The organism is Pirellulales bacterium (genome assembly GCA_036490175.1).
In the GTDB taxonomy this organism is placed as follows: Bacteria; Planctomycetota; Planctomycetia; order Pirellulales; family JACPPG01; genus JACPPG01.
This window is the reverse complement of the sequence record DASXEJ010000328.1, coordinates 1-4,942: the sequence shown is the minus strand read 5'-3', so window position 1 is coordinate 4,942 and position 4,942 is coordinate 1. Positions and strand designations below refer to the sequence as shown.

At 58.3% G+C, this 4,942-nt stretch carries 6 protein-coding genes; 4 read left to right on the top strand and 2 right to left on the bottom strand.

Annotated features, from left to right (window positions below; all coding sequences use genetic code 11):
- The coding region (locus tag VGG64_24905; protein HEY1602868.1) for a DNA ligase at positions 1–584 on the top strand (584 nt) is incomplete at its 5' end.
- A 118-nt stretch (positions 585–702) separates the two neighbouring features.
- Here VGG64_24905 and VGG64_24900 read toward each other — a convergent pair.
- Complete coding sequence (locus VGG64_24900; protein ID HEY1602867.1) at positions 703–1,260, bottom strand: hypothetical protein; 558 nt, start codon at positions 1,258–1,260, stop codon at positions 703–705.
- Positions 1,261–1,598: 338 nt separating this feature from the next.
- Here VGG64_24900 and VGG64_24895 point away from each other — a divergent pair, with 338 nt between their 5' ends.
- Complete coding sequence (locus tag VGG64_24895) at positions 1,599–1,814, top strand: WGR domain-containing protein (GenBank protein HEY1602866.1); 216 nt, start codon at positions 1,599–1,601, stop codon at positions 1,812–1,814.
- Positions 1,815–1,924: 110 nt separating this feature from the next.
- On the opposite strand, the gene VGG64_24890 is transcribed toward VGG64_24895, so the two are convergent.
- A complete protein-coding gene (locus tag VGG64_24890; protein HEY1602865.1) occupies positions 1,925–3,466 on the bottom strand; it encodes an arylsulfatase in 1,542 nt (513 codons plus the stop codon).
- Between the two features lie 130 nt (positions 3,467–3,596).
- On the opposite strand from VGG64_24890, the gene VGG64_24885 reads away from it, so the two are divergent.
- Together VGG64_24885 and VGG64_24880 are read left to right on the top strand one after the other, a co-directional pair.
- Positions 3,597–4,550, top strand: a complete 954-nt coding sequence (locus tag VGG64_24885; GenBank protein HEY1602864.1) for a hypothetical protein — start codon at positions 3,597–3,599, stop codon at positions 4,548–4,550.
- On the top strand, positions 4,550–4,786 hold the full coding sequence (locus VGG64_24880) for a hypothetical protein (GenBank protein HEY1602863.1): 237 nt from the start codon (positions 4,550–4,552) through the stop codon (positions 4,784–4,786). Before VGG64_24885 ends, VGG64_24880 begins: the two co-directional genes overlap by 1 nt.
- Positions 4,787–4,942: the final 156 nt, after the last annotated feature.

Sequence of the window (4,942 nt, the reverse complement as noted above, 5' to 3'; positions counted from 1 at the left end):
CCCGCAAGGCATTTCAGCGCACGGTCAGCATCGTGCGCCGCCACGACGGCAACAGCTTATGGGCGCACATCAAATTCCGCATCTTCGACGCGCCAGCCATGCGTGAGCCGTTCGAGGAGCGCATCGAGTACTTGTGCGATTGTTTTTCCCAGCTTCGGTTGCGTTACGTCGGCATACTGCCTCAACAGCAGTGCCGCAGCCTCGAGCATCTGCGCGATGAACTGGAACTGGTCCTGGCCGGCGACGGTGAAGGTCTGATGCTGCGGCAACCTGGATCGCAATACGAACCCGGCCGTTCAAGTACGCTGCTGAAGGTGAAACGCTTCCACGACGCTGAAGCACGCGTGCTTGAACACCAGCCCGGCGCCGGTCGCCACAAAGGGCGCATGGGCGCCTTGCTGGTTGCGCTACCAGACGGAACGACCTTCTCGGTGGGCACCGGTTTTACCGACGCCCAGCGAGAGAACCCGCCGCCAGCGGGCAGCCTGATCACGTTCCGTTACCAGGAACTGACTGATCGCGGAGTGCCACGGTTTCCGTCATTCGTGCGTGTGCGGGCTGCTGGTCCTCTGCTACCACCTTAGTCGACGTGCTTGACAGCTAAGGTATTTGGGATTCCTGCCCCCACCACGTACAGGCTCATCCGTACGGCCAGGAGACTTCGAAATCTCAGGGAGACGAACGTGGAGGGTGTGTAGCGGGCTAGCTCAGCGGCTGTACCTCTGGGATCAGTTTCTTCAACCCATTGAACTGCCCCTTTGTCAGGCAGCCGATGATGCAATCCTGCCCGCCAAGGTCATGGTAGAGGAATAGTTTGCCCGGATCGCATTGGGAAAGAAGGCGAACGAAATGACCGAAGATGCTCGCGTCAACCCAATCGTCTTGCACCTCGCAATCAATGTGAATCGACTTTCCCTGGCAATTGAAACGAAGCCATGCTTCACCCTTCTCGACGTCGATGTGATCTTGAAAGTCGGAAAGCGGAAGAGAGCCTTGGGCCATTTCTGTCATGCGCTTCGCTATGCAAACGTAGCTGCCATCGCCTTCGACGCACTCCGTGTCGAAATGCCATAGGTTATCACAGTGAGGTGTCCACGGCGGTTCCTCCTGCGTCATGCCGAGGCAAACAAGAGCCAAATTGTATCCGGGCTCGTCGAGGGCTTCGCGCCCCCAGCTTTCGATAAGGTGCGATACCCCAAATTCACCCCGGAGCTTCAGACCGCATTCGCTAAGGGCAAGGAGCTTTTCTTCGATGGTCATAAATGGCCCCCAATTAGCAGCAGACAAATCCGTCGCAAAATTCGGGTGTTCGAGCTTCCATCAGTACGATCCAAAGAGTCGGTTTGCCGTTTCTTCGGTGCAGTTCCTGCTTCCAATCGAATTGAACTTGTGCGGTTGGCTACTGTCAAGCAACCAGTTCTGAAGTCGCAGGAATGTCAAACATAGCCGCTTCAGCATCAGGCAGCGACCCGCCTCTGAACTTCGCGAGCTGGGAAACGCGTACATCCCGTCAGGTCTCGGCACGTGCGGCGATCTGCAATTCCTGACAGCCAAGTTCTTGTTCCTGCCTGACATCTAACTATAGGGATACCAGTACCATGACCCGACGTTTCGAGTTCGTTGGCGGCAATTCGGCCAAGTTCTGGGAAATCGAGATCAACAATACCAGCGTGATCGTGCGCTACGGCCGGCTGGGCACCAACGGCCAACAGCAAGAAAAGCATTTCGCGGATACGGCCGCAGCCCACGACCATGCCGAAAAGCTGGTCGCCGAGAAAACCCGCAAGGGCTACCGCGAAACGGCTGCGGCGTAGAACCGGACTGCTGTATAGGGACGACCGATGGCAAACAGCTACCTGCCATTCTCTGAAGCTCTGGAAAGCCTCATCACGCGAATGAAGAAGTTCCATGGCTGGCAACGGATTCAATCGCCTTGCGCTGGCGCCATGAAACGGGCGGCGATTGCCCGGGCACTTGCCCCTTTCTTCATCACCTGCTTGAGCAGAGCTTGTAGCTGTTCGACCACCTGCGGATATTTCTGATAAAGGTTGGTCGTCTCGCGCGGATCGGTGAGTATATCGTAAAGTTGTCCCTGCGGTGCGTCGGGCTTGAGCGTGCCGTCAGTCGTGAAATCGCTATTCTGCCAGCCAGGGCTCCAATGCTGAAACCAAGCGTTTTTGGGCTCCGTGGTCGCCCCGCCAGAGCCTTGCTGGGCAATGAAAACCCACTTTCCGGCGCGAATGCCAATTCCTTTCGTGCCGATAATCGTGGCAAAAGGCCGCAACGGTTTGTTGTGCGGCTGGTCCAAGATCGCTGGCAGCACGTTCAGGCTGTCCGGACCTTCGGCAGGTTGCAATTCGCGGCCGAACATCGCGGCGAATGTCGCCAGCATGTCCGTCAGGCAAATCAATTCCCCACATTTCGTTCCGGCCGGCGTATGCCCGGGCCAGCGGACCACAAACGGCACGCGATGCCCGCCTTCCCAGACGTCGGTCTTCTGACCGAGCAGTTCGCCGTTGGCCAGATGGCCAGCCTCGGTTGCCTGGCGATGCAGGACGCCGCCGTTGTCGCTGGTGAGGATCACCAGGGTCCGCTCGCTGAGTTGGTGTTTGTCCAGCGCCGCCAGCACCTCGCCTACGGACCAATCGAGTTCTTGGATGTAATCCCCATAGGGCCCGATGCCGCTGCTGCCTTGAAACCGCTTCGCCGGTGAGAGCGGTACGTGGACGTTCATCATGCCGTAGTAAAGAAAGAAGGGACGATCCTTGTTAGCGTCGATGAACTGCACGGCTTTTTGCGTATGTAGATCGCAGAGGTCTTGGCTCATTAAAAGTGCCGATGTACCGCCCTGGCGAACACCGAACGGATGCTTTGCGTCGGGCGGCAACATGCGTATTGGGTCGTCTTTTGACAGCCCCACCACGCGATGGCCATCAACGAGGACTTGCGGCGGCTCGTTGTGGGTCATCGCCGTGCCGAAAAACGAATCGAACCCGCACTCGAGGGGTCCCGGCTTCAGCTCGCCGTTCCAATCCGGTTCCTTCTCTCCGTAGCCGAGGTGCCACTTTCCAACCAGCGTCGTGGCATAGCCAAAGTCTTTGCACAGCGATGCCAGGGTGATCTGCCCCGGCGCGACCAGGCATTCCTTGTTCCAGTGTCCACCATACCGGAAGAATTCGCGGCCGGTCACCAGCGCGTATCGCGTCGGCGTACAGACGGCGGCTGGTGAGTGTGCATCGGTGAAAAGTCGGCCCTCGCGAGCCAGCCGATCAACGTTGGGTGTCTTGACCTTCGTCGCGCCATAGCAACCCAGATCGCCATAGCCGAGATCATCCGCCAGGATGACGACGATGTTGGGCCGAGGCTTTGTCGCCGAAAGCTTTTCGGTTGCAGCCCAGATGGGGGCGATCCACGCCATGCAGACAAGCAGGCCCAACACGATGCTGCGTTCAAACCCGAAGATCATAAAGCGTGCCTTGCTGTTCGATAAGTCGTGCTGCCTCAGGTACGGTTGCATCGCCTGAAAAGTACCACGTTCGTGGGTGATCTGCACCCATTTTTGAATTTCAATTCAGACCTGTTTGGAGATTCTGCTTATGAGCACTTTGCTCGATGAGATTGCTACCAGCACGACGGCCCCAGCAGCCCATCGGCTGCGTGCCACGATGGCTGCCGTGCGCGTGTCGCTTTCCTGGCTGGGCGTGCGCAAAACGCTCACCCAGGAGCAAAAGGCCCAAGCAGCCGAATCGTTCGGTGCTCAAAGGCAGTATCTGTCTGCCGGCAAAAAGCTACTGGACACCAGCCATCCAGCCTTCAAGGCAGTGACCTCGATCCGTGGGCGGCTGATTTCCTACTGGAAAGGCATTTCACTGCCGTACCCCGAGCCGGGCATTCGCTTGATCCGGCAGAACGACATCCAAGCATTTAACGTCCACATGACCACACTCAAAGCCGAACTGGAAGAGGCAGTCGAACGGCTGGATGAGCATTTTGCCGAACTCAAGGCAGCAGCTCGCCAGCGTCTCGGGTCGCTCTTTAATTCGGCTGACTATCCGACGTCTTTGCACGGCCTTTTCGGCGTTGAGTGGGATTTTCCCAGCGTCGAACCGCCCAACTACTTGCGCGAACTGAGCCCCGAGCTGTTCCGACAGGAGCAGGCCAGGGTTGCAGCTCGATTCGACGAGGCCGTGCGATTAGCCGAGGAAGCGTTCATCAGCGAACTAGGCAAGCTGGTCTCGCATTTGACCGAGCGGCTTAGCGGCACCGACGATGGCAAGCCAAAGGTTTTCCGCGACTCGGCGATCACCAACCTGACCGAGTTCTTCGAACGGTTCAAGCAGCTCAACATCGGCTCCAGCGGCCAGCTCGACGACTTGGTTGAGCAGGCACAGCGCACCGTTCGCGGGATTGAACCGCAGGCGTTGCGCGATAAGGCAGGGCTCCGGCAGCACATGGCCACCGAACTGGCCGGCGTGCAGTCGGTGCTCGACGGGCTGCTCATTGATCGGCCGCGCAGGAATATCCTGCGGCGCCGTGACGAGGTGGCCTGATGGATCTGGTCATTGAGCCCAACGGCCAAGCCCACTGCATTTACGACGAGAATATCAACCTTGCTGCATTGGGCCGGCTGGCAATCACCCGTGCTAGCCACGTTGAGCCCGATGACCAGGGGAACTGGCGCGCGTCGATTATCGGCGGGCCTGTTCTTGGGCCCTTTGTCACCCGCAGCCAAGCTCTCGACGCCGAACAAGCTTGGTTAAAGGCCAACTGGCTGACGACCGGCTGATTCTTTGGCAGCTCAATCGAGCTGTCTCTTGCAAGGAGTGGTTCTTCAGAAGATCTGCGCGCGCAGATCGAAAGTGGCGCCTGAAGAAAGGACAACGCAATGACGCAAAGTGAACTGGAACGCGAATTGTCTCGTGCGACTGGTGAGTCCGTCGGT